Consider the following 21,995-nt stretch of genomic DNA (forward strand, 5'->3'; position numbering starts at 1 on the left):
TACCCCGGGGCGTCCTGTCACGGCCGGCGGAGCGTTTTCCGCGCGGGTTGCGGGCCGGTGAGCTGATCACGCAGTTCCTGGAGCGCCGCGACGCGTAGGGCGAGGTCGGCAGGTCCCGCCTCCACCCACTCCTCGAGCCCGGCTCGTTGGTCGATCGCAGCAAGCGCTGAAGCCTTCACCGCGTCGTCCGGCCGGCCCACCTGGTACTGCGCCGCGGCCAGCGCTATCCACAGCTCCGCCGGACTGTCCTCCCGGAGGTAGGCAAACGACTCGATGACACGACGGGTCGCTTCCGCATCCGGAACCTGGTCCTCAAGAAGTTCGCGGTATTCCCCGCGAATGTCAGCAGCAGTATCGTTGGCAAAAATTCCGTGTCCCCATGCACCCATCCGGCGAGTATTTCAGACGCAGGAGAGGTATTCCCTGACCGGCGCACGGCTGCTTAAACAGCGAAAGCGGGAACCCGAGGGTTCCCGCTTCCGCTTTCAGTTAGGAAAGAGCGCTAGTCGACGGCGCCGACCTTCGCCTTGTCCGAATGCTCCTCCTCCGGACCCTCCACGACGTCCGGGTCCTGGACGTTGTCCGTGTACCAGTCGGTGAGGGCGGGGTCGTCGCTCTCAAAGTCGGCGCCGGCGCCTTCGGCCTCCGGCACGTGCGAGGTGCCGAACACGAAGTCGTCACCGTGCTCGTCGATGCCGCGGCGCACGCCGCCGCTGATGGCCTCCATCGCGTACCGGCGGCGGATCATCAGTGGGTCGTTGCGCAGGTCCTTGGCCCAGGACACCATCACGCCGACGAGGATGATGGTGAACGGCAGGGCACAGGTCACCATGATGGCCTGGAGTCCCGAGAGGGCGTTGTGGCCCCCCGCCAGCAGCAGGAACATGGCGATCAGCCCGAGTGCCACCGACCAGATGATGGTCACCGATTTCGAGGGCACGGGCCGGCCCGACTGGGACATCGAGCCCATGACGTTGGCGGCCGAGTCCGCGGCGGTGACGAAGAAGACCATAATCGCGAGCATGCACACGATGGGCGTCAGGGAGCTGAGCGGCAGGTTGGCCAGCAGATCGAACATGACGTTCTCGCCGTTGTCCTTCACGGTCAGGTCCACCCCGTTCTGGTTCATCCAGATGGCGGTGCCGCCGAAGACCGTGTACCAGGCGATGGAGATTGCCGAGGGAACGAAGACGACGACGGTGACGAACTGGCGCAGGGTGCGGCCCTTGGAGATCTTGGCGATGAACATTCCCACAAACGGCGACCAGGAGATCCACCAGGCCCAATACAGGGTGGTCCAGCCGGTCAGGAAGTCCTCCTGCTCGGCACCCTGGCCGGCGAAGACGGTCAGCATGTCCGGCATGTTGCCGACAAACGCGATGAGCGAGGCCGGCAGCAGATCGAGCAGGAAGAACGTCGGCCCGGTCAGAAGGACAAAGAGCGTCAGCAGAATGACCAGGGTCATGTTGAGGTTGGAGAGCAGCCGGATGCCCTTCTTGATGCCGGCGACGGCGGAGATGGTGAAGACAACCGTCAGGAGGCTGATGGCGACGACGACGAAGCCGTTGCCCAGCTCCTGGCCCGTGATGATCGAGACTCCGGTGCGGATCTGGAGCGCGCCGATGCCCAGCGAGGTCGCGGTGCCGAAAAGTGTCACCAGCACGGCGGAAACGTCAATGATCTTTCCCAGCACCCGGTTGTTGCCGTCGGGGAAGACCGGTTCGAACAGCGACGAAATCAGCGGCAGCCGGCCGCGCCGGAAAGAGGCGTAGGCCAGGGCGCCGCCCACCAGGGCGTAGATGATCCAGGCGAGACTGGCCTGGTGCAGGAAGGTGGTCGACATGGCCGGCAGGATGGCGGCGGAGCTGCCAGCCTCGGCATCGGTCGAGGGCGGCGGGGAAAGGAAATGGCTGAGCGGTTCCATCGGCCCGTAGAAGATCAGCGCGATGCCCAGACCAGCTGCGAACAGCATGGAGACCCAGGACGTGGTGGAGTACTCCGGCGTGCTGTCGTCGGCCCCCAGCCGGATCTTGCCGGTCGGCCCGAAGCCTACCACCAGCATGAAGATCGCGGCGGCAACCATGGTGGCGTTAAACAGCCAGCCGAAATGCACAACCACCCAGCCCTGTATGCCGGTGCCCACGGAACTGAGGTTGCTGGGCGCAAAAATCGCCCACGCCAGAACGGCGAGAGAGATGGCCATGGCAAAAATGAACACGCCCCGCCGGGTCGGATAGTTGACCCCGGTGTCCTCAACGCTGATGCCCGGGACCAGCCCGGGATGGAGGCTGAGCGCTGGGGCGGAAGCAGCAGTGCGCAGCGCTTTTTTCACACGTTCAACGGGGCGCCCGGGGTGTCTGCTCTCCGGAGAGCCGGAAACGGTTGCCCCGTCGGTGCTGCCTGCCGCTTGGCTGGGACGTAAAGGGTCAGAATTCATAACGTCCAACCTTAGCCCAAAAGACATAAACGGCTGCTATCACGACAATGGGATGTGCACCCTGCTTTCTGCCTCTATTAGCATGATATAATTCGTGGCTTTTATCTGTTTCTTGGCACCGGCCGCACTCCACACCGAACCGTCATGCAGCGCAGCAGCCCATGCTTCCAGCCCGGATCCCCCCAATCCCGCCGGCGCTGCAACCCCGCGTGCCGGCCGGCAAATATCACGACGGAGATTCCACTCGACAATGCAGCTGACTTTACCCCAGGGCATTCTTGATGTGCTTTCAGTCACCAATCTTCGACAATTTGGACTTCCCGAAAGGCATGCCCTCTGGATGTCGAAATAACCGCACCGGCAAGGTGATGAACTTCTGCAGCGGCTTATGGCGACCGCGGCACTGTGACTTATCGCCCTTCCTGTCATCCTGAAGCCCACCGTTGACTCGCAACAAACCCCTCCCTAGGCTGACGGCAAGCCGGAGCAGCACCGCAGATTCCGATTCGCGCTCTCCCGCCGCTGCCGAAAGGGAACGCCATGCCGCTCTACGCGTACCGCTGCCCGGACTGCTCCGACCACCCAGCCGGTTCAGACTTCGAGGCCTCCCTGGCCATGGGCGAAGCACCCGGCTCCCTCCCCTGCCCCGTCTGCGGAGCACCAGCGCCGCGGCGGTTCACGGCACCTCATCTTTCCCGCGCCTCTTCCAGCGCCTACCGGCTGATCGAGAGCACGCAGCGCTCGGCGGCAGAGCCCGCCGTCGTCCGTTCCCCCGCCGACGGGCCCCGTCCAGCAGGACCGCGCCCCGGCGGCCGCCGCGGCAATATCACCACCAACCCGCTCCACCGGAAGCTGCCCCGCCCCGACTAACCCGCCAGAATCCGCCCCCAGCTAAGGAGTTGCCATGCCCAAGGTCGTCTTTCCCCTTGATTCGTCGAAGAAGTTCGAAGACCAGGAACAGCTGGGCCACAACCGGTGGCATCCGGAGATTCCGCCGGTGGCGGTGCTCAAGCCCGGTGAGTCCTTCCGGGTGGACTGCAGGGAATGGTTCGACGGCGCCATCGTCAACGACGACTCGGCCGAGGACATCCTCAACGCTCCGCTGCTGACCGTGCATAAGCTCAGCGGCCCGTTCGCGGTGGAGGGCGCCCGGCCCGGCGACCTGCTGGTGGTGGACATCCTCGACGTCGGGCCCATTCCACAGGAGGACACCGGCCCGCTGGCGGGCCAGGGCTGGGGCTACACCGGAATCTTTGCGCGCGAGAACGGCGGCGGTTTCCTGACCGAGCAGTTCCCCGACGCATACAAGGCCATCTGGGACTTCACGGGCCAGAGAGCCACCTCCCGGCACGTACCGGGTGTCTCCTTCACCGGGCTGATCCATCCAGGCCTGATGGGGACCGCGCCGTCGGCCGCTCTGCTCGCGAAGTGGAACAAGCGCGAGGGCGACCTGATCGCCACCGACCCACACCGGGTGCCCCCGCTGGCGCTGCCGCCCGAGGCGGAACACGCAGTGCTCGGCGGCCTGCCGCCCGACGAGTGGGGACGGGTCGGCGCCGAAGCCGCCCGCACCGCTCCCCCGCGGGAAAACGGCGGCAACCAGGACATCAAAAACCTCTCCAAGGGCAGCCGGATTTTCTATCCGGTGTTTGTGGACGGCGCGAACCTCTCCGTCGGCGACCTGCACTTTTCCCAGGGCGACGGCGAAATCACCTTTTGCGGCGCCATCGAGATGGGCGGCTTCATCGACCTGCGGATGGACATCATCAAGGGCGGCATGGACACCTACGGGGTGCAGGAAAACGCGGTCTTCATGCCCGGAACCACGGATCCGCAGTTCAGCGAGTGGATTGCGTTCTCCGGCACCTCCGTGACGCTCGACGGCGAGCAGCGCTACCTTGACTCGCACCTGTCCTATCAGCGGGCGTGCCTGCACGCCATCGACTACCTCACGAAGTTCGGCTACAGCCCGGAGCAGGCCTACCTGCTGCTCGGCGCCGCACCGATCGAGGGCCGGCTCTCCGGGGTGGTGGACATACCGAACTCCTGCTCCACGGTCTATCTTCCGACGGCGATCTTCGACTTCGACGTGCGGCCCTCCGCGTCCGGGCCGTTCCAGATCGATCCCGGCATCGGGGCGCCGCGGGCCAGCAACCGGTGAAACGGTCCCGGCCGGCCGGAGCCTGGGGCGCGATCAACGTCCTAACCCTCTGCTGCTGAGGCCTGACGCTCGGCAGCACTGCGCAGGATGCAGAATTCGTTGCCCTCAGGATCGGCGAGCACCACCCAGCCCGTCCCGTCCGGGAGGCGCCTGTCGTCCACTTCGCGCGCCCCCAGCCGCAGCAGCCGCTGAAGTTCCTGGTCCCTGGTGCCCTCGGCCGGCTGCAGGTCCAGGTGCACACGGTTTTTGACCTGCTTGGCGTCCGGAACGTTAATAAACAGCAGCCGCTTGGTGCCGTCCGGGGAGGAGATCATGCACTCGTCGTCGTCGGGCGCGTTCGGGTCCTCAGGGTCCTCGCGGAAACCGAGCACTTCGGCCCAGAACTCTGACTGGGCGAAGGCATCGAGGCTGTCGAAGGACGTGTGGGAGATCAAGGCTGTCATGGCGCTCAGCCTAGGGTGCCGCGCCGGGACGGGTCCACCGTTCCAGCGCGGTCCCGCTTCCACGGTCTGCCGTACAAGGGCGCTAGGTTGGGGGCATGACAGAATCCTCGGCCCGGCAGACCATCGTTCCCGCCCGACTGAAGGCCGGGGACACGCTGCGGGCAATTGCCCCGAGCTGCTCACGAACCTTCGTGATGGAGTACGACAACACCGCGTGGATCAATCAGCGGATGGAGCAGTTGGGCTTTGCCCTGGAGTTCGGCGCCCACATCGAGGCGCACGACGATTTCCTCAGTGCTCCCATCGCATCGCGCGCCGCTGACCTGCACGCTGCCTTTGCCGATCCCCAGGTGAACGGCATCCTCAGCGTGATCGGCGGCTTCAACGCCAACGAGCTGTTGCCCTATCTGGACTGGGAACTGATCGCGGCGAATCCGAAGGTATTCTGCGGTTACTCCGACTTCACGGTGCTGGCGAACGCCGTCCACGCCAAGACCGGACTGTTGACCTATGTTGGCCCGCACTGGTCCTCTTTCGGAATGCGCGACCATTTCGAGCCCACGGGTTCATGGTTCAGCGCGGCCACCGGCGGCGAGCGCTGGAGCATCGAGCCCTCGGAAACGTATACCGACGACCTGTGGTTCATGGACCAGGACGCACGGACGGTGCGGGACGCGGACGGTCCCTGGGTGCTCCGGGAGGGTGAGGCCGCCGGGGTGGTGATCGGCGGCAACCTGTGCACGTTCAACCTGCTGGCCGGCACCGGGCTGATGCCCGAGCTGGCCGGCTCCGTGGTCTTCGCGGAGGAAGACTCCAGTGCGGACGTGCACGAGTTCGCACGCCAGCTGGCCAGCCTGCTGCAGCAGCCCGGCGCCGAGCAGATCGCTGCTCTGGCCATCGGCAGGTTTCAGCAGGCTTCGGAGATCACCCGCGAGCAGCTGGAGGCACTCATCGCGAAGTTCCCGGTGCTGGCCGGCAAACCCGTGGTGGCGAACCTCGACTTTGGACACACCAGCCCGATGTTCACGCTTCCGATCGGAGGCTGGGCTCGGGTGGAAGCCGCCCGCGGCACCTGCGTTTTGGACTTTGCGCACCGCCGGGTCGACTTGCCCTAGTCCCCTAGTCGCGGTCTCCGACGAGCCGCTGGTCGGATTCAGCCTTCACCGCTGCCGCTGTCGCCGCCTACTGTTCGAGCGTCTGCACCTCACCGGGGCGCGGACGCAACACGGTGCCCGCAAGCACGAGGAGGATCACGATGAGTCCCGCGGATCCGTACAGCCAGGTGTGGAATCCCTGTTCGCCGTAGACGATGCCGCCCGCCGGGGTTTGCCCGATGTACGGCGCCATCAGCGTGAACATGACGACCGGGGCGATGGCGCCCAGGCCTGTCTGCACCAGTTGCACGGTGCCGGCGACAGAGGCTTGGTCGCCCGCAGGCGACGCCTGGATGACGACGTTGGGCAGCGACGCGTTGACCATACCGCCGGCCAGGCCGGCAACGAGGGCACCGATCGTGAGCAGGCCCTGAGTGTCGTTGATCGTGGCCAGCAGAATCGCGGCACACCCCCACAGCATGATGCCGAGCACCATGAACATGCGGGGCGATCGACCACGGGCAACGAGCCATCCGAGAACGAGGCCGGCAAGGGCGGCCATGAGCGCCTTGGGGGTTTCGATCTGTGCGTACTGGACGGTTGTGATGCCAAGGCCATAGGTGACGCCGTCGTCGCGCTGGGTGAGCGCGAGCAACGGGATGAGCTGGCCGATCGTGGCCGACATGGCATAACCAACACCACCGAGGACAGCGGCGAAGATGACTGCCCGACGTGCGAACAGGCTGACGTTGATGATCGGTTCCTCGACGCGGCGTGAGCGGAAAAGCGCAGCGGCGAACAGGACCGCACCCCCGATGAGGAAGGACAGCGCCAGTGAGGATCCCCAGCCGTAGCTGCGGCCGACGCTCACGTAGATGAGCATGCCGGCGACGCCAAAGGCGAGGAGAAAGGCTCCGATAACGTCGGGGCGCGCGTTCTTGCGCAGCTGGGATTCAGGAACAAAGAGCGCCACGAGCAGCAGCATGCCGAACGTCCAGACGACGTCGAACATGAACATGCCCCGCCAGCCGAACTGGGCGATGAGCCAGCCGATGAGGATCGGAGTGAGGATACTGAAGAATCCCATGCCGGTGACCGTCAGGCTGGCTGCGAAAGCTGCAGGCTTGGGCGGAAAGATGTCGCGGATGAGCGAGTAGGTCAGCGACAGCGTCGCGAGGATCACGCCTTGGAACACGCGGCCCAGGATGAGAACGCCGAACGTCGGAGCCAGCACACAGATGACCGTGCCGAGGCCCGAGATGGCCATCGTGATCAGGAGCACGCGCTTCTTGCCATAGAGATCGGCGCACTTTCCGAGCAGCGGTGCGGCAACGGCACCGGCCAGATAGTAGGCCGAAGGCAGCCAGCCGCCCTGGTCGGTAGGGAACTCCTGGAGAATGCTCGGCAGGGCGACCGAGATCATGATCGCGCCAATGGCGACCGCTTCCAGAGTGAGGGCAAGCAGCAAGGTCGTCAAGACCATGCTCTTTGTCCATCCATCGGTTGGGGTGCGGCGCGGCCCGGACATCGGGACTCCCGCGGTGGAATCGAGCGTGCTCATTTGAATTCCTTCGCCATTGAGGGACACAAAATGGCCCGACCGGAAAGGCCGGGCTTGCTGTTAAGAGCAAAGCTTTGTTCCGAGCGACAAAGGTCTGTTCGGGTGCGGATGCTAACAAGCCCGACGGCGGCCCACAAGAGACCACGCGAAGCCTCTCTCCACCGGGGGCCAGGTTCATTAACTTCATGAACCAAATTATTGTTCCGTGATATAAAGGTCCCGTGAACCAGACTCGAACAGCGCCCTCCCGAGCCGAGCTCTGGCGCGGGCGTCGAGCGAGGGGCGAGGACGGGACTGCAACGACCCTCCTGCCCCGGAAGGCCCCGACCGGTCTGGTTGTGGGGATCCTGAGCCTGGCCGGCCTGGTCGGCGCGTTTATGCACTCGATCCTCATCCCGATTCAAGCGGAGCTGCCCGAACTGCTGGGAGCGTCACGGGCCGAAACCGCCTGGGTCATTACAATCACGATCCTCGTCTCTTGCGTCTGCACGCCCATCTCGGGCCGGCTGGGTGACATGTTTGGTAAGCGCCGAATCATCCTCACGTTGCTCAGCCTGCTCGTGGCCGGATCCCTGTTGTGCGCATTCTCCTTCAGCATCGTGCCGATGATCCTGGGGCGGGCGCTTCAGGGCATGGGCATGGGCGTGATCCCGATCGGCATTGCCCTCCTGCGCGACACCGTTCCCGCCGCTCGGCTGGGATCAGCGATCGCACTGGTCAGCGCCACCATGGGCGTGGGATCCGCCGTCGGGTTGCCCGTGGCAGCCTTCATCACCTCAGTGGGCGACTGGCATCTGCTGTTCATCGTGTCTACCGCCTTGGGCTCCGTGACCCTTACTCTCTGTGCCCTGTTCCTGCCGCAGAGCCAACCTGGAAAAGGCGGCCGCGTGGACGTCGTCGGAGCGGCGGGACTTGCCGCCTGGCTGACCGCCCTGCTGCTTTTTCTGTCGCAGGGCAACGTATGGGGATGGACCTCTCCGTGGGCCCTCGGCTGCGCCGGTGCTGCCGCATTCTTCTTGGGTGCCTGGACCTGGCACCAGTGGCGCAGGTCCGATCCGCTCGTAGATGTGCGGGTGAGCCTTCAACGCCCCGTTCTCATGACGAACATTGCATCCGCGACAATGGGCTTTGCAATGTTCGTTCCGAGTATCGCTTTTCCGCAGATCCTCACGCTTCCTGCCGCCTCGGGTGGTCTCGGACTCCCGCTGCTCGCGGCCGGTCTCATCCTGATGCCCTCCGGACTCGCCATGCTCGCCATGTCGCCGATTGCCGGCGGCATCATCGACCGTCTCGGGCCTCAGCCTCTCCTGGTCGTCGGGAGCGTGGTGCTGACCGCGGCCTACCTCATCGCCTTGCTCGCACCGACCACGGACTGGACAGTCGGCCTCGTCATGGCGGTGGTCGGCGTCGGCATCGGGCTCGGTTACGCCGCGATGCCGACACTCATCATGCAGGCCGTCCCAGTGACCGAAACAGCCGCCGCAAACGGGCTCAACACACTTGTCCGCGCCCTCGGCACGGCGACCGCGTCGGCGATCGTTGCCGGCGTGCTTACCCACTCGGCCAGCGCCTCGGGCACCGGAGATCCGACCTCCGGCGGATTCCGCTACGCCTTGTTGCTCGGTGCCACAGGCGCGGTCATGAGCGTCATTCTCGCGCTCGCCGTTCCCCGCGGACGAAAGTCATGGCGGACGCACCGCCGGGGCGACTTGCCCTAGCCGTTCCGGCCGGCCGCAGCCCCGATTGCCGCAGCCGCGGTCCGCAGCCCCATGTCGACGGCGGCCTCCGTGTCCGTTCCGCGAAGGATCATGCCGAGCACCCCGGTGAAGATCAGGACCAGCTGCCCGGCCAGGCCGGCAGCGCGGTCGTCCCCGACCACGGGAATGGCCAGCTCGTGCAGCCGGGCGGTCAGCAGCTGCGTGTCACTGGACAGTGTCTCCCGGAGTGCACGGCCCGGATGCGCTGATTCCGCCGCGACGCCGAGGAAAGCGCACCACCGTGCGGCGCTGGCGCCTGCCCGGTAGCGTTTGATGGCCGGAAGCACCGCGACAAGTTTCCCCTCCGCCGTCGGAGCCTCGCTGATCTCCTGCTGCCATGCCTCGTCCCAGCGGGCCAGCCGGCGCTGCAGGGCCTGAACAATAAGCCCTTCCTTGTTCCCGAAATGCGAGTACAGAGTGGCCGGAGCTACGTTCGCCCGCCTGAGGATTTCATCCACCGGAGTTGCCGCCACCCCCTCGGTGAAGGCAAGATCGTCCGCCGCATCCAGAAGGCGTTCACGGGCACTCAGTTGTACATCCATCCCCCAAGGCTATAACGTTCGTTTCAATGAAACGCACGTTACAGCCTCAGCGACGGCAAGCGGGCCCGCTGTTCGCGGTGGGCGCCGTCGCCCTCATCGCCGCAACCTATGGCCTGGCCAGGCTCGGATACGGACTCTTCCTTCCCGCCTTTTCGGCGACCTTTGCCCTGACGCCCTCCGTCGGCGGCCTGCTGGCCTCGGGAACCTCGGTGTTGTACTGCGTGTCAGCGCTCGCCGCCGCCCGGTACTCCCCCGGCCATCCGCGGCTCATGACACTGCTGGCCGGCACGACGGCGGCCCTAGGCAGTGCGGGCATCGCCGCCGCGCATGCCACGCCCTTCTTCGTCGTCGCCGTTCTGCTTGCGGGCCTGGGAGCCGGCTTCGCCTCGCCCGCCCTCGTGGAACTGGTCCAGCGCAACATCAGGGCGGAGGACCAGAAGCGGTTCCAGTCGGTGGTGAACTCGGGAACCGGGTTCGGGGTGGTGGCGGCGGGAACGCTCGCCCTGGCTTTCGGAACCTCCTGGCGTTTGGCCTGGGGGCTGATCGCCGTGCTCACGCTGGCGGCGATGATCGCTGTGCTGCGGGCGGACACCTCCGGAGCCGACGCCGTTTCGGGCAGCTCCGACGGTGATTCCGCGCCGCAGCGTTCGAAAGGAGGATTGAGGCCGCTCCGGCGCCCAATCGCCGCCGCCTTCGCCGTGGGGGTGGGCTCCGCCGCCATTTGGGTGCATGGCCGGACACTTCTTGAACAGCAGGGCGGCTTGTCCTCAGAAACATCGGCTATGGCGTGGATCGCCCTGGGTTTTGGCGGAGCCGCTGCAGTGCTGACGGCACCCTGGCTCGCTCGTCGCACCATTGGAACCAGCTGGCGGGTGACAGTGCTGGCCCTCGCCGCCGCCACCGGCACCTTCGCGGTGGCGCCGCAGAGTGCCCTATTCAGCTTCGGCGCATCGGCGCTTTTCGGCCTTGCCTATACGGCGGCAACATCGGTGCTCATCATCTGGGCAACACTGGTTTCGCCCAGCGGTGCCGCCGGGACCTCGGTCCTGTTCACCAGCCTCGTCCTGGGCCAATCAGTGGGGTCAACACTGACCGGCGAACTCATCGAAGCACTGGGCTTTGGCCCGGCATTCATTATTGCCGCGGGCGTGAGTGCGGCAGCCGCCCTCGGGTTTGCGCCCCGGATGCGGACCTAGTTACGCCTGGGACGCGAGCGGTTCCCGCGCACTGCCACCGGCATCCGCCCGCGTCACCACTGGCTCGGGCCTGTTGATTTCGACCCACACCGCGTCGAGGGAGAGGCCGAGGACATCGGCTATCGCGGCGATGGTGGAGAATGGCCGGGATAGTTATTGGTTACTTTGTTGGTTACCCGAAAGAAAGGCGCCGCATGATCGAGATCATGAGCCCCACCGAAATAGACCGGGCGAGGGTGACGGGCACCTTGGTTGCCGACATTCTGCAGACGGTGAAGAGCCGCAGCACCGTCGGTACAAACCTTCTGGACATCGATCGGTGGGTCAAGGACATGATCCTCGAGGCGGGAGCGCAGTCCTGCTACGTCGACTACGCGCCGTCCTTCGGACGCGGTCCGTTCGGCCACTACATCTGCACTGCCGTAAACGATGCCGTCCTCCACGGACTGCCGCATAATTATCCGCTGGCCGACGGCGACCTGCTGACCCTCGACCTGGCCGTCGCCAAAGGCGGAGTTGCCGCAGATTCCGCGATCAGCTTCATCGTTGGAGACTCGAAACCTTCGAAGAGCGTCGCGATGATCAAGTCCACCGAACACGCATTGGCCGCGGGGATCGCCGCTGCCCGGCCCGGCGCCCGGATCGGCGACATCTCGGCTGCCATCGGCTCGGTCCTCACCGAGGCGGGATATCCGGTCAACACCGAATTCGGCGGCCACGGCATCGGCTCAACGATGCATCAGGACCCGCACGTCCCCAATACCGGACGGCCCGGCCGCGGCTACAAGCTGCGCCCCGGGCTGCTGCTCGCACTGGAACCGTGGGTCATGGCGGACACCGACGAGCTCATCACCGACGCGGACGGCTGGACGCTCCGAAGCGCCACCGGCTGCCGGACCGCCCACAGCGAGCACACGATCGCCATCACCGACGACGGTGCTGAGATCCTCACCCTGCCGAGCGCCTAGGACCGAGCAATACCTGCCACCCTCATGAAGGATTCACCGTCGTCCGCTGCTTAGTACTTCTGTGAATCGTCCAAGAGGGCGGCGATGGCATCCAGCGTTTCGTTGTCCACATCGGCCAGCGTCCGGGTGGCGAATTCCTTGACCTTCGCCCGGCGCATGGATGCCAGCAGTTCCAGCTCGTGCTGGATCCGCTCCGGCACTTCGCCGTCGGAGTTGAGCAGGTAATCCGGATTCACCTGGAAGAACTCAGCCAGGGCGATCACCACTTCCGGCGGCTGCCGGACCGTCGCGTCTCCGGTCTTCATATGATGCCAGCGGGTGCGTGAAAGCTTTACGCCCTTTTCGGCCAGGGCCGACTGAATGTCCTGAAACTCGTAGGGCTTTCCCTCGGTCGTCACCACCACGTCCAGCAGCAGATCGATCTTGCGGGCGAGGATCTGGGATTCTTTCAGGTTGCGCTGGGCAGCGCTTTCAGCGGCCATGGACTATTTCGCCTCCGAAATGTGATCGATAAAGTCTTCACTTGCGTTCAGGCCAAGGGGACGGCACCAGGTGCGAACAGACTGGTTCCACAACTGCGGAGCGGCATTCCACTCCAAGGTGTGATGGGCACCTTCAAACTCAACCAACTGAACAGGGCGATTCTGCCTGGACACAAATCTTCGGGAGAGCTCGACCGGCACGGAATTGTCATCAGTGCCATGAAAAATCATAGTAGGGATATCTGGATGATTTTGCATGGATGTGCCGGGCATCTCTTTCCACCGGATCACGGGGTCGCCTTTGCGGCGGACCAGGTTGACGGTGTGCGGCAGCCATTTGGCGAGGACCTTGGGAACGCCGTTGCGGTGCAGCTGGGCGGAAAGGATCGCCGGCCAATCCAGTGCCGGCGCCACCAGGACGACTCCGGCTGTGCTGCCGTCCCGCGCGTGCGAAACGGTGCGGAGCACGATGGAGGCTCCCAATGACCACCCGACAAACAGAATCCGACGCGCGCCGCGGGCCAGTGCGTAGCGCCTCGCCGCTTCGATGTCCCTCCACTCGCTGACGCCGAGATGGCTGCGGCCCGGTTCCGGTGAGACATCCAGCGACGTTCGGTAGGACGGCAGCAGCGATGTGCAGCCCAACCCGGCGAAGGCTTCCACCCCGCGCAGGCACTGGCTCCGCGAGCTCCCCAGCCCGTGAACGTGAATGACCCACACCCCGGCGGTTCCGGCGTCTCCAGTGCCGGCGTTTCCGCTGTCCCCGGCGTCTCGCGGGCCGTCGGTCGGTTCGGGCGCGGGGATCACCCAGGCCGGCAGCTCCTGGATGGTCACGTCCTCGTAGCGAAAACCGAAATCGGCCGGGGTCTCACCCAGATGGCCGCTGAGCTGGCCCTCTCCCTCAGCGATGACGCGGGCGGCGTCGCCCCGCTCGACGGTCCGCCGCAGCGGGTCCCCCGCAGTGGCCGGGCTCAGAACCAACAGCTCGCCTCCGGTCGCCGCGCGCATGCTCAACCGCCCCGGATGGGAGGCGAAGCCCTCAGGATCGAACTCCAGATAGTCCCGCCCCGCGGACCGTCCGTGCCCGCGAATCGGCACCAGTCTTTTACTCCGGCCGGCATCAGTTGCCTTGGCACGGAGCGCCAGACCGGCCAACGCCGGCAGGGCAGCGACGACGACGCCGACGCCGAGTGCCGGGCCGACCCTGGCCATCAGAGCGCCTTTCTCTGCCGCAGGCACAGAGCTTCCGCCTGCTTCAGCGCGGCCAGCGCAGCCGGGGAAAGCCCCGCAGCGGAGTCTCCGTTGACGTTGATCCAGTCGTGGATTTCGATCACCAGACGATGAAGGCTGTCGGTGGCCTCCCGCGTGTTTTGAGGACCGGCATTGAGGGTCGGGGCGGTGGTTCCCACCAGGCTGACCGCGGGGGTTTTGGCGACCGTGGCCAGCCAGAGCGCCGTGACCTGCGGCTCCACGGCCCCGATTTGCCGCCGGATCCTGGCGTCACTCAGGATCCGTCCCAGCGGCGGAACCGCCAGGCCGGCGGACAACAGCACGACGGTCAGCGGATACAGCACGTCATAGACGGCACCGACGCCCCGCATGATGCCTTCCTGCCCCGCCACGTGCGTCACGTCCATGACAATGACGGACAGGCAAAGAAGCAGACAGACGCCGCATCCCCAGCCAATCATTCGGAAGCCCACCCGGAAGCGCTTCCGCCGCATCTGCGGCACATTCCGAACGCAGGTAACGAGCGTTGCCGACATGACGGCGAAAATGTAGAGGTACTGGATCGCCGAGTAGAGGCCGGCGGCAGGCTGGTCCCCGTAGTCCAGCATGAACTTGGTCGAGGGCTCGGGATTGTCGATGAACGCAAAGCTCACGATCATCACGGTGATTGTGACCAGGGCGGCCCCCGAGGCCCGCAGCCCTCCCCTGTTCCAGTCGGCATCGCGGGTCCTGGCCCCGGCGATGATAGCCCGCGACAAATAGTAGACACCCACGATCAGCAGGACATTGGAAGCCAGGTCCAGGGCATTCGGCCAGGGCCACCGCTCCGCTGCCCACAGATAGACGCCGTCGATGTTGGTCGTCAACGAGGCCGCGATAACCACAGCGGCCTTGAGCATCGTGTTGTCGGGGCGGGAACGGGCGCGCAGCGAAAGCGTCAGCACCAGCAGCCACATGAAGGCCGCGACGAGAAGGTTCATCATTCGAAGTACGCCTCATACCTAAAAATCTCGGAATCGGATTCCCGGAGTGCCGCCGCCAGGAGATCGGCCAGATGTTCCGCGGCAGCCTCCAGCTCGGAGCGGAAATCACCCCGTGCCAGGGCCTTGGCCACCACCTCGCCCGACAACTCCTGAAAGACCCTGATCCCCTGCCAGGTGGCATCGGCGGATTCGTCATGGCGCAGAATCATGTGTGAAAGTTCGTGGAGGATCAGCTGCTGGCGGTGCAGAATTCCATTGGTGACGGCGTGATAAACCACGTCAACGTGTTCCCTCGGAATCCACAGGCCGCAGATTTTCTTCCCGGTCAGCTTTTCACTCTCGATAATCACGATTCGGCGCCGGCGGATCTTCTCCACGTGCCCCACCAAAGACTCGAGAGTTATGCGCGCGGGCAATCGAAGACGCTTGAACGCCGCACTCGCTGTTTCGCGTACCTGCTCATCCACGGCAATCCCCAATTTGTCCGGCTTCCCACTCCAGTGTAGTTTGGAACATGTTCCGATCATGTAGCGCAGGAACGCCGGCCCGCGCTGAACATTGCGAAAGTTGGGGGACTTTCGAGTTTTCGCAGCTGTGTTCAGCACGGGCCGGACCTATTTTCCCGGCGGGGCACCGGACGCATGGTCAGCCTTGCTGGGCCGCGATCAGGACTCCCCGCCCCGGAGACGAACACCGGCGGAGCCGTCATAAGAGGAATGCAGACGAAGCAGCGGAAGCGTTAGCTGGCCGCAGCGTCCTCCATTTCGGCAGCCCAGGCGGCGTAGCTGCCGTCCAGCTCGACGACGTCGTACCCGGCACGGCGCAGCGCACTGGCGGCCACAGAATTGCGGAGTCCGCTCTGGCAGTAGGTCACGATGGTTCCGGCTTCCGGCAGCTCATCCAAATGCCACATGACCCGGCCGCCGCTGAGCTGGCGGGAGCCCGGAATGTGCCCGGCGGAGTGCTCGGTGCGGTTGCGGACATCCAGCACCAGCGCGGCATTGAACCCGGCGAGCTCGGCGGGCCGGATCAGCGGCGGGGTGAAGGCGGGCAGGCCCTCGATGCCGGTGACGTAGCCGGCCACCTTGTCGATGCCGACGCGGACCAAATGATCGGCCATCTCCTGCGCGGCGGCCCGGTCCGCGGCGAGCAGCACCAAGGGATTGGAATCCGTTTCCGGATTCACCACCCAGGCGCCGAAGCTGGCCACCGACTTGCCGGCGGGGATGTTCAGGGCGCCGGCCACAGTGCCGTCGTGGACCTGGGCGTGGGACCGGGTGTCCACGAAGGTGAGCGTTCCGGCGGCCAGCCCGGTGACGACGTCGGCCGTCGCCAGTTCGCGCAGCGGCGCGCGGTCGCCCAGAATTGCCGGGCCCTGGCGGTTTTCGCGCTTCATCCGGCCGAAGTAGGCGTGTGCGTCGGGCTGGCCGTCGAGCAGTTCGTCAATAAAGCCCTGCTCGTCATTGGCCGCCAGATACGGACCCCACCAGGCGAAGCGGCGCTCGTACCCGACAGTGGTGGACGGGATGGCGCCGAGGGCCTTGCCGCAGGCGCTGCCGGCACCGTGCCCGGGGTGCACCTGGACGTAGTCGGGCAGGGACAGGAACTTGTCGCGCAGGCTGGCGAACAGCTGCTTCGCGCCTTCAAAGCGGGTGTCGACGCCGCCGGCTGCCTCGTCGAGCAGATCCGGGCGGCCCAGATCGCCGGAGAAGACAAAGTCGCCGGAAAGCAGGTAGCCGGCCTCGTTGCTGAACGCCCCGTCGGTGACCAGGAAGGAGAGGTGCTCCGGGGTGTGCCCGGGAGTGTGCAGGGCTTGAACGCGAATGTTGCCCAGTGTGATGGTGTCGCCGTCGTGCAGGCGTTGGCCGTCGAAGTCGTACTGCCAGTCCGGGCCGCCCTCTCCGGAGACATAGATGGCGGCGCCCGTGGCCGCAGCCAGTTCGCGGGTGCCGGAAAGGAAATCGGCGTGGATATGAGTCTCGGTGACGGCAGTGATTTTCATGCCGTTGGCGGCGGCCAGCGCCTGGTAGCCGGCGATGTCGCGGCGGGCGTCGACGACGATGGCCTCGCCCTTGCGCTGGCAGCCGATCAGGTAGCTGGCCTGCGCCAGATCTTCGTCATAAATGCGTTCAATAAGCATGGGGGTCTCCCTTTAAGGATGGAAAAGTTTGCGACGCAGCGGACATGCCGGGACGCACAGCCAGCAAACCGCTGCTGCGACGGCCACCAGTGCGGCCACTGCGGCTGCAAGGATCCAGCGGAAATCCGCCGGCGCCTGCTGCAGGAGCACGAAGGCGCCCATGGCCAGGACAAACCAGCCGAACGCCTTGCGCAGTGCCGCCTCGGGGATCCGGCCGGAGAGTTTGGCGCCGATGAGGGAGCCGACAATGGCCGCTGCCGTCACGGCCAGGATCAGTGGCCAGTCGAGCTGGACCGTGGTGAGATAGCCGGCGAGGCCGGCGAAGGACTTCATGCTGATGACCACCAGCGAGGTGCCGACAGCCACTGACATCGGCAGTCCGCCGAGCAGGGCCAGGGCGGGAACCACGAGGAATCCGCCGCCGGCTCCGACCAGGCCGGTGATCAGGCCGACGACCGCGCCGTCCAGCAGCACGCGCCCCAGCGGCAGTTCGGCGCGCCGGCCGGCGCCGCCGCCCGGGGTGGTGCCGCCGTCGTCGTCGCCGCCGCGGGCGGCGGGTTTCTTCTTCCGGCCGCGGAGCATGGCCACCGAGGTGGCAACCATCATCAGCGCGAAGGCGATCATCAGGATCTCGCCGGGAATCCGGCCGCCCAGCAGCCCGCCGACGAAGGCGCCGACCATGCCGGCGGCGCCGAACAGCAGCCCGGTGCGCCACATCACCCGGCCGCTGCGGGCATGGCTGACCACGCTGACCGCCGATGTCACGCCGACGACGAACAGTGAGGCGGCGATCGCCTCCTTGGCGTCGAATCCGGCCACGTAGACCAGGATCGGCACGGTCAGGATCGACCCGCCGCCGCCGAGTACACCCAGTGACAACCCGATCAGGACCGACAGGGCGAGCACCAGGATCAGCGTGGAGGTCATGACTGGGGCAGCTGCGCGACGGCTTCCGCGCGGGTCGGCTCGGCGGCGGCCTTGTTCCACGGCATGACCGAGAGGGCTTTGCCCATGGCGCAGGTGTTGGTGGCGGCCGAGAAGGTCAGGCCGGTGCCGATGCCGCCGGCGAGCAGCCGGAGCTTGGGCGTGACGAACCGGCCGCCGAGCACGCCCACGAGCACGAGGGAGCCGGCAGCGAGCCGGACCTGGCGTTCCATGTCCCAGCGTGCCTTGCCGCGGACGACGTCGCCGCCGGCTGCCGCGAATCCGGGCACTCCCCCGGCAAGGACGGTGGCGGTGCTGATGCCTGCGGCGGCCAGGCGCTGCCGGGCCTGCTCGGCGCGGACGCCGGACTGGCAGGCCAACACGATGCGGCCGCTGAGTCGTGCGGCGAAGTCCGCCGTGTCCTCCGAGAGCAGCGGCAGCGGCACGTTGTAGGAGCCTGCAATGTGCAGGGATTCAAACTCGGCGGCTGAGCGGACATCGAGGACGACGACGTCGCCGGGCTCCTGCTGCCAGTCGCGCAGGGTCTGCGGATCGATCGGAGAAACGGCCGGTGCGGAAGCTGAGGGGAAAGCGGAAGTCATGGGAGTCCTCTCGGGACAAGGCGTTGGGTGGATACCCCACCGAGTATGTCGGATACCCCCGGGGGTAGTCAAAACACCGGGTGGGGTATAGCCTTGGGAGCAAGAACCCTACGTTTGGAGACGTCCGTGCAACTCGATCCCACCGAACTCACCCCGGTGATCAACCGGCTCAAGCGCGCGCAGGGCCAGCTGACCGCTGTCACCCGGATGCTGGAGGAGGGCAAGGACTGCAAGGACATCGTCACGCAGTTGGCCGCCGTCTCGAAGGCGCTCGACCGGGCCGGTTTCGCCATCATCGCCACGGGCCTGGAGCAGTGCCTCACCCAGAAGGACGGCAGCATGGACAAAAAGGACCTGGAGAAGCTCTTCCTCTCGCTCGCCTGAGCGGGAAGGCTTCCGCTGGCGGTGCCGCGACGGCAGGTCGGTCGGCACGGATGCACGGGTTTCGGCGAGGCCTTGTTTCCGGAGGTGACACAGGGCGAGCCTTAAACGGGTACCGGCTTATCCTCTGACGAAGGAATCGTCATGAAACCCACCGCAAAATTGACTGCCGCCGCAGCCGCTGTCTGTATCAGCCTGGCGGCCTGTACCACCAACCCCAATGGGACAGCCGAAGCACCTGATTCAACGGCTTCATCGGCGCCGGGCCCAACCTCAACCGATGCGCCCAGCCCCGCCCCTAGTACTGCGCCACCTCCAAGCACCCCACCGGCTCCCACCTCCGAACGCTCCAAGTCGGCTCTGGAGATGACGCCGGAAGAGGCCATGTACGCGGTCCTCAACGGGAAAATTTCCATGGATGAGTACTGCGACCGGGACACATTCTTCACCTCCGGGGACACGCAGATGTGTTACTTCTACAAGAATCCCCAAACCTACATGCCGCCGGACTATCCCGACGTGCCGATGGATTACGGCAACGCCTGGCAGGAAAGTCCCACCAGATTCCGCTTCGCCACCCATGCCGAGGCCTACAACGCGTGGCAGCAGGGAATGCCCTATTACGAGGCTTTTTGCCTCAACTACGTGCCCGTGACACCCGGCGGGGTTTCCCAGTGCGAAGGCATCCAGGCAGGAACGGTTGATTCCTACACGGGAGAGTACGTCGGCCCCTGACTGGACTGCTCACTTTCCGACTCGGAGCCCGCCCCGCGCAGCGGCGACCAGCTCCCGAACCTCCGGCGCCACCTCCTGCCCGAAGCGGTCCAGGTCCTCGGCGCTGTCGGTGGCGAGAAGAAAGCCGGAAATGCCGTGCTCCAGGGCGATCTGCGCCAGCTCCCGCGCCCACTGGCCCGGCGGTCCCCGCAGCAGTCCGCCGCCGGCAGCGGAGAAGCTGCCGCTGAAGTTCAGCAGCCGGCGCACGACGGCGGGATCGCGGCCCGCTGCGGTGGCGGCGTCGTCGATCCGGGCGTTTAGCGCTGCCAGATCGGCCGGCCCGCCGGGCAGATATCCCAGCGTGGGCACCCACCCGTCAGCCGTTTCCCCGGTGAGCCGGAGCATGCGCGGCTTGTAGGCACCGAGCCAGATGCCGACGTCGTGCGCCGGAGCCGGACCGCGCTTGGCGCCGTTGACGTGATGCACACGCCCGTCCACCCGCAGCGGACTGCGGTCCGACGCCTCCCAGACGCCGCGGATGATCCGGATCGCCTCCGCCAACCCGGTGACCGCTTCGCCCGGTTCCAGCCGCTGCCCGCCGACCGCCTCGATCGCGTCCCAGAACGCTCCGGCGCCGAGTCCGAGCTCGAACCGGCCGCCGCTGAGCAGATCCAGGCTGGCCGCACTGCGGGCCACGAGCACCGGCTGGCGGAGCGGCAGGTTCAGCACGTTGGTGGCCAGCATGATCCGCTCGGTGCGGGCCGCGGCATAGGAGAGCAGGGTCCAGGTGTCCAGGAACCGCGGCTGGTACGGGTGGTCCTGGAAGCTGGCCAGGTCCAGTCCCGCAGCCTCGGCCGCTACGGTCAGCTCCACGGCCCGGTGCGGCGGCGCGGCGGCCGGGGTGAGGAAGGCGCCGAAGAGCAGTGTGCGGCCGTAGTCGGGCATGGGGCGCTCCTCGGGCTCGGCGGGTCACGGTGAGGGTGCCCAGTGTAGACCGGCGGGGTGCGGCTAGACCGGGTGGGTCAGGAAGATCCATTCCGGCGACTTCGGGTTTACCGGGCTGTGGTCCCAATCGCCCCAAGTGCGGTCCACCGTCAGCCCTGCCGAGTCCAGCCCCCTCAGAATGTCTTTCCGGGAGGGGAACCTCAGGGTTTCCGTTGTGGTCCAGGTGCGGGCGCCCTGGGCCCAGCAATCGACGTGGGTTATCAGGTCGCCGTCGCGGTGGACTTCCGTGCGGACCGTCCCCCGGGCGGTGCGGCGGCTGCCCGCCGTCTGCCAGTTCCGCCAGGCTTCCGCCGCGGGATTGCGCACTTCAAAAGCCAGGCGGCCGCCGGGCCGCAGGGCCCGCGCGGCCTGGGCCGCCCCTGTTGCCCACGCCCCGTCGTCCAGGAAGTACTGGGCAACGTGCCCCGTCATCAGGACAAGGTCCGCCCAATCTGCCGGCAGCTTTTCGGCCGTTCCGTGCAGCCACGAAACGGAGGCGCCATGTCCCTGGCGTTCCGCCACGGAGAGCATGGTGCGTTCCGGCTCGACGCCGATTACCTCGTGCCCCTCGCCGGCCAGCAGGCTGCACAGCAGACCCGTTCCGGCCCCGATGTCGGCAATCCGTGCTGCGCCCAGCCCGGCGGCCAGGTCCAGGTAGAAGTCCAGGTCGCGGCGGCCCTCGCTGTCGGTGTCGTAGGCGGCCGCGAGTTCGGGAGTGGCGTAGTAGTTGCCGGGGGTCATGGCTTATCCCCGGACCAGGTTCTCGACCGGCGACTCCGGGCGGCCCAGCCTGGCGCCGGCGACGGCGACCCGTTCACGAAGCGGCGGATCGTGCACCAGCGTGCCGCTCCAGTCGAAGATCACTGCGTCAAAGGTGGGCATGGGAGAAACCTATCCGAAGCTGATTCCCAGCACCTTCCGCAGGCCGTCGGCGCGGAGCGCGTCTTCCACGTCCCGGAGGCCGATTTTTTCGGCAACGCGCCGGGAGGCGGCGCTATCGGGATGAATGATGGCAACCAGCTCTTGGACCCGCAGCTCGTCTCGGGCATGGTCCCGGCACGCCGCAGCCGCTTCCGTGGCGTAGCCCCGCCCCTGAACGTCGACGCGCATATGGTAGCCAACCTCCAGTTCCGTCCGGCCGTTGACATCCTGCCAGGTCAGGCCGCAGTCACCCAGGAAGGTTCCGTCGAGGCTCTCCACGATCCACAGGCCGTGGCCGTGGTCCGTGTAGTTCTTCTCGTTCCAGGCGATCCATCCCAGGGCTTCGTCCCGGGTCTTGGGCGCCGGGTAGTAGGTCATGACGGCGGGATCGCCAAGGAGCGCTGCCATGTTCCCGAGGTCCGCTGCGGTCATTTCACGGAACCGGAGCCGGGCCGTAGGAGGAGGAATCATCTCC

24 protein-coding genes are annotated in these 21,995 nt (G+C 66.2%); 8 read left to right on the forward strand and 16 right to left on the reverse strand.

The window, feature by feature from the left end; all coding sequences use genetic code 11:
- Positions 1-17: 17 nt before the first annotated feature.
- Positions 18-389 (reverse strand): DUF4259 domain-containing protein, encoded by a 372-nt coding sequence (locus QNO08_RS14580; protein WP_229964765.1) that lies wholly within the window; start codon positions 387-389, stop codon positions 18-20.
- A 113-nt stretch (positions 390-502) separates the two neighbouring features.
- The gene (locus QNO08_RS14585) at positions 503-2,332 is read right to left on the reverse strand and encodes a BCCT family transporter (RefSeq protein WP_229964764.1); all 1,830 of its coding nucleotides are present in this window, start codon (positions 2,330-2,332) and stop codon (positions 503-505) included.
- Positions 2,333-2,977: 645 nt separating this feature from the next.
- On the opposite strand from QNO08_RS14585, the gene QNO08_RS14590 reads away from it, so the two are divergent.
- Both QNO08_RS14590 and fmdA read left to right on the forward strand, forming a co-directional pair.
- Positions 2,978-3,307, forward strand: a complete 330-nt coding sequence (locus QNO08_RS14590) for an FmdB family zinc ribbon protein (protein ID WP_229964763.1) — start codon at positions 2,978-2,980, stop codon at positions 3,305-3,307.
- A gap of 34 nt (positions 3,308-3,341) precedes the next feature.
- Positions 3,342-4,598 (forward strand): formamidase, encoded by a 1,257-nt coding sequence (gene fmdA / locus QNO08_RS14595; protein ID WP_229964762.1) that lies wholly within the window; start codon positions 3,342-3,344, stop codon positions 4,596-4,598.
- Between the two features lie 41 nt (positions 4,599-4,639).
- On the opposite strand, the gene QNO08_RS14600 is transcribed toward fmdA, so the two are convergent.
- Positions 4,640-5,041, reverse strand: a complete 402-nt coding sequence (locus QNO08_RS14600; RefSeq protein ID WP_229964761.1) for a VOC family protein — start codon at positions 5,039-5,041, stop codon at positions 4,640-4,642.
- Positions 5,042-5,136: 95 nt separating this feature from the next.
- Between QNO08_RS14600 and QNO08_RS14605 the strand changes: the two genes are divergently transcribed.
- The gene (locus QNO08_RS14605; RefSeq protein ID WP_229964760.1) at positions 5,137-6,156 is read left to right on the forward strand and encodes a S66 peptidase family protein; all 1,020 of its coding nucleotides are present in this window, start codon (positions 5,137-5,139) and stop codon (positions 6,154-6,156) included.
- Between the two features lie 67 nt (positions 6,157-6,223).
- Here QNO08_RS14605 and QNO08_RS14610 read toward each other — a convergent pair whose 3' ends face one another.
- On the reverse strand, positions 6,224-7,696 hold the full coding sequence (locus QNO08_RS14610) for an MFS transporter (RefSeq protein ID WP_229964759.1): 1,473 nt from the start codon (positions 7,694-7,696) through the stop codon (positions 6,224-6,226).
- A gap of 338 nt (positions 7,697-8,034) precedes the next feature.
- Here QNO08_RS14610 and QNO08_RS14615 point away from each other — a divergent pair, with 338 nt between their 5' ends.
- Entirely contained in the window at positions 8,035-9,414 is a 1,380-nt protein-coding gene (locus tag QNO08_RS14615; RefSeq protein ID WP_284155607.1) for an MFS transporter, read from the forward strand.
- Here QNO08_RS14615 and QNO08_RS14620 read toward each other — a convergent pair.
- Positions 9,411-9,995 carry a TetR/AcrR family transcriptional regulator gene (locus QNO08_RS14620; RefSeq protein ID WP_229964757.1) on the reverse strand — a complete coding sequence of 195 codons (585 nt, stop codon included), beginning with the start codon at positions 9,993-9,995 and terminating at the stop codon, positions 9,411-9,413. The genes QNO08_RS14615 and QNO08_RS14620 overlap by 4 nt on opposite strands.
- A 26-nt stretch (positions 9,996-10,021) precedes the next feature.
- On the opposite strand from QNO08_RS14620, the gene QNO08_RS14625 reads away from it, so the two are divergent.
- Both QNO08_RS14625 and map read left to right on the forward strand, forming a co-directional pair.
- On the forward strand, positions 10,022-11,191 hold the full coding sequence (locus QNO08_RS14625) for an MFS transporter (protein ID WP_229964756.1): 1,170 nt from the start codon (positions 10,022-10,024) through the stop codon (positions 11,189-11,191).
- A 194-nt stretch (positions 11,192-11,385) separates the two neighbouring features.
- Positions 11,386-12,159: a type I methionyl aminopeptidase gene (map, locus tag QNO08_RS14635; protein WP_229964755.1), complete on the forward strand. Its 774-nt coding sequence runs from the start codon at positions 11,386-11,388 to the stop codon at positions 12,157-12,159.
- Between the two features lie 50 nt (positions 12,160-12,209).
- On the opposite strand, the gene QNO08_RS14640 is transcribed toward map, so the two are convergent.
- The 7 genes from QNO08_RS14640 to QNO08_RS14670 form a co-directional block, all read right to left on the reverse strand.
- On the reverse strand, positions 12,210-12,641 hold the full coding sequence (locus QNO08_RS14640; RefSeq protein WP_229964754.1) for a helix-turn-helix domain-containing protein: 432 nt from the start codon (positions 12,639-12,641) through the stop codon (positions 12,210-12,212).
- Between the two features lie 3 nt (positions 12,642-12,644).
- Positions 12,645-13,853 (reverse strand): alpha/beta hydrolase family protein, encoded by a 1,209-nt coding sequence (locus QNO08_RS14645; RefSeq protein WP_229964753.1) that lies wholly within the window; start codon positions 13,851-13,853, stop codon positions 12,645-12,647.
- A complete protein-coding gene (locus QNO08_RS14650) occupies positions 13,853-14,854 on the reverse strand; it encodes a hypothetical protein (protein ID WP_229964752.1) in 1,002 nt (333 codons plus the stop codon). Before QNO08_RS14650 ends, QNO08_RS14645 begins: the two co-directional genes overlap by 1 nt.
- Entirely contained in the window at positions 14,851-15,459 is a 609-nt protein-coding gene (locus tag QNO08_RS14655) for a hypothetical protein (RefSeq protein WP_284155608.1), read from the reverse strand. The genes QNO08_RS14650 and QNO08_RS14655 overlap by 4 nt, the downstream gene beginning before the upstream one ends.
- Positions 15,460-15,593: 134 nt before the next feature.
- Positions 15,594-16,994, reverse strand: a complete 1,401-nt coding sequence (locus tag QNO08_RS14660; RefSeq protein ID WP_229964750.1) for an MBL fold metallo-hydrolase — start codon at positions 16,992-16,994, stop codon at positions 15,594-15,596.
- Positions 16,995-17,006: 12 nt separating this feature from the next.
- Positions 17,007-17,921, reverse strand: a complete 915-nt coding sequence (locus QNO08_RS14665) for a sulfite exporter TauE/SafE family protein (RefSeq protein ID WP_229964749.1) — start codon at positions 17,919-17,921, stop codon at positions 17,007-17,009.
- Positions 17,918-18,520, reverse strand: a complete 603-nt coding sequence (locus tag QNO08_RS14670; RefSeq protein WP_229964748.1) for a rhodanese-like domain-containing protein — start codon at positions 18,518-18,520, stop codon at positions 17,918-17,920. The genes QNO08_RS14665 and QNO08_RS14670 overlap by 4 nt, the downstream gene beginning before the upstream one ends.
- Positions 18,521-18,646: 126 nt before the next feature.
- On the opposite strand from QNO08_RS14670, the gene QNO08_RS14675 reads away from it, so the two are divergent.
- Positions 18,647-18,904, forward strand: coding sequence for a metal-sensitive transcriptional regulator (locus tag QNO08_RS14675; protein ID WP_229964747.1), 258 nt, complete (start codon positions 18,647-18,649; stop codon positions 18,902-18,904).
- Between the two features lie 363 nt (positions 18,905-19,267).
- A complete protein-coding gene (locus QNO08_RS14680) occupies positions 19,268-19,636 on the forward strand; it encodes a hypothetical protein (RefSeq protein ID WP_229964746.1) in 369 nt (122 codons plus the stop codon).
- Between the two features lie 9 nt (positions 19,637-19,645).
- Here QNO08_RS14680 and QNO08_RS14685 read toward each other — a convergent pair whose 3' ends face one another.
- The 4 genes from QNO08_RS14685 to QNO08_RS14700 form a co-directional block, all read right to left on the reverse strand.
- Complete coding sequence (locus QNO08_RS14685) at positions 19,646-20,560, reverse strand: LLM class flavin-dependent oxidoreductase (RefSeq protein ID WP_229964745.1); 915 nt, start codon at positions 20,558-20,560, stop codon at positions 19,646-19,648.
- Between the two features lie 63 nt (positions 20,561-20,623).
- Entirely contained in the window at positions 20,624-21,340 is a 717-nt protein-coding gene (locus tag QNO08_RS14690; protein ID WP_229964744.1) for a class I SAM-dependent methyltransferase, read from the reverse strand.
- Between the two features lie 3 nt (positions 21,341-21,343).
- Positions 21,344-21,481 (reverse strand): hypothetical protein, encoded by a 138-nt coding sequence (locus QNO08_RS14695; RefSeq protein WP_229964743.1) that lies wholly within the window; start codon positions 21,479-21,481, stop codon positions 21,344-21,346.
- A 9-nt stretch (positions 21,482-21,490) separates the two neighbouring features.
- On the reverse strand, positions 21,491-21,991 hold the full coding sequence (locus tag QNO08_RS14700) for a GNAT family N-acetyltransferase (protein ID WP_229964742.1): 501 nt from the start codon (positions 21,989-21,991) through the stop codon (positions 21,491-21,493).
- Positions 21,992-21,995: the final 4 nt, after the last annotated feature.

The sequence above is a fragment of the Arthrobacter sp. zg-Y820 genome (genome assembly GCF_030142155.1).
Taxonomy (GTDB): Bacteria; Actinomycetota; Actinomycetes; order Actinomycetales; family Micrococcaceae; genus Arthrobacter_B.